The following is a 1,552-nucleotide window of genomic DNA, read 5'->3' on the forward strand; positions in this document are numbered from 1 at the left end:
CACCGAAGCCGCCTCCGCCGCCCCAGCTGCCACCGCCCCAGCCGCCGCCGCCGGCAAAACGGCCCGGGTGCCCAGAGAGCATGGCGACAATCAGGCCGACGATGCCGGCCAGGCCACTGGCCAGCAGCGTGGAGGTGAACAGGAACGCCGCCAGTGCCGCTCCCCCGCCGCCGAGCAGCCCACGCAACGGGCGCGGCACGCGCGAGAACACCCCGCGCAGGATGCTGCCGGCAAACACGCCGATGAACAGGGCCAGGAACCAGGTGTCGCCGCCGCCGTCGGGCTCGCCGCCCCGCTGGCCACTGACGGGCGCCGGCAGGTCTTCGCCATCGATCAGCTTGACCAGCACGCCGGTGGCGTCAGTGATGCCGCCAGCATAGTCACCACTGCGGAAGCGCGGCACCAGGTATTCCTGGATGACCCGGTTGGCGATGGCATCGGGAATCGCGCCCTCCAGGCCGTAACCGGGCTCGATGCGTACCCGTCGGTCATCCTTGGCCACCACCAGCAGCACGCCGTCATCCACGCCCTTGCGGCCGATCTGCCACTGGTCGAAGACGCGCGTGGTGTACTGCGCGATGTCTTCCGGCTGGGTAGTGGGCACCACCAGCACCTGCAGCTGGCTGCCCTTGCGCTGCTGCAGGTCAGTCGCCTGCTGCACCAGCGCCTGCTGCTGCGTGGCATCCAGCGTGCCGGTGGTATCGACCACCGGCGAATCCAGCGCCGGAATCGGCGCCAGCTGCTGCGCCTGCGACGCCAGCGGCAGCCACAGCAGCAGGGCCAGCAGCGCAGTGGCCGGGCGCATCGGTCAGTGGCCCGGCTGCGGTGCCGGCTGCTGCTGCGGCGCGTTGCCGAAATCGACTGCCGGCGCGTTGGAGATCTGCGCTTCGTTGTCCACGGTGAAGTTCGGCTTGGTCTTGTAGCCGAAGATCTTGGCGGTGATCACCTGCGGGAACGAGCGGATGTAGGTGTTGTAGTCCTGCACCTGCTGGATGTAGCGGCCGCGGGCCACGGTGACCCGGTTCTCGGTGCCTTCCAGCTGCGCCTGCAGGTCGCGGAAGTTCTGGTCGGACTTCAGCTGCGGATAGTTTTCGGTGACCACCAGCAGCCGCGACAGCGCACTGCCGAGTTCGCCCTGGGCCTGCTGGAACTGCTTTAGCGAGGCTTCGTCATCGGCGTTGACGTTGATCTGGCCGACCCGCGAACGGGCGTTGGTGACTTCGGTCAGCACGCGTTCTTCCTGGCTGGCGAAGCCCTTCACGGTCTGCACCAGGTTGGGCACCAGGTCGGCGCGGCGCTTGTACTGGTTGATGACCTCCGACCAGCTGGCCTTGACCGCTTCATCCTTCTGCTGGATGGCGTTGTAGCCGCAGCCGGAGAGCAGGGAGGCCAGCAGCATCAGGGGCAGGATACGAGTGAACAGGCGCATGGCGGAGGTTCCGGGTGGACGTGGCGCCGAGCATGCCATGGTTCGGGTGAAGGTCGGCCATCGGGCGCCGCCCCCTCCGCGGTGGTTGTGCTCATGGATCGCCTGAGTAGTCCGGGCGGGTGG

The 1,552-nt window shown here is 68.2% G+C and carries 2 protein-coding genes; both read right to left on the reverse strand.

Annotated elements, in window-relative coordinates:
• On the reverse strand, positions 1-805 hold an 805-nt coding region (locus O0J73_RS22325), incomplete at its 3' end, for a TPM domain-containing protein (protein ID WP_308309670.1).
• A 3-nt stretch (positions 806-808) separates the two neighbouring features.
• Entirely contained in the window at positions 809-1,429 is a 621-nt protein-coding gene (locus O0J73_RS22330) for a LemA family protein (protein ID WP_197582568.1), read from the reverse strand.
• Positions 1,430-1,552: the final 123 nt, after the last annotated feature.

Origin of the sequence: Stenotrophomonas sp. Sm6012, assembly GCF_030985895.1 — a bacterium.
GTDB lineage: Bacteria > Pseudomonadota > Gammaproteobacteria > Xanthomonadales > Xanthomonadaceae > Stenotrophomonas > Stenotrophomonas forensis.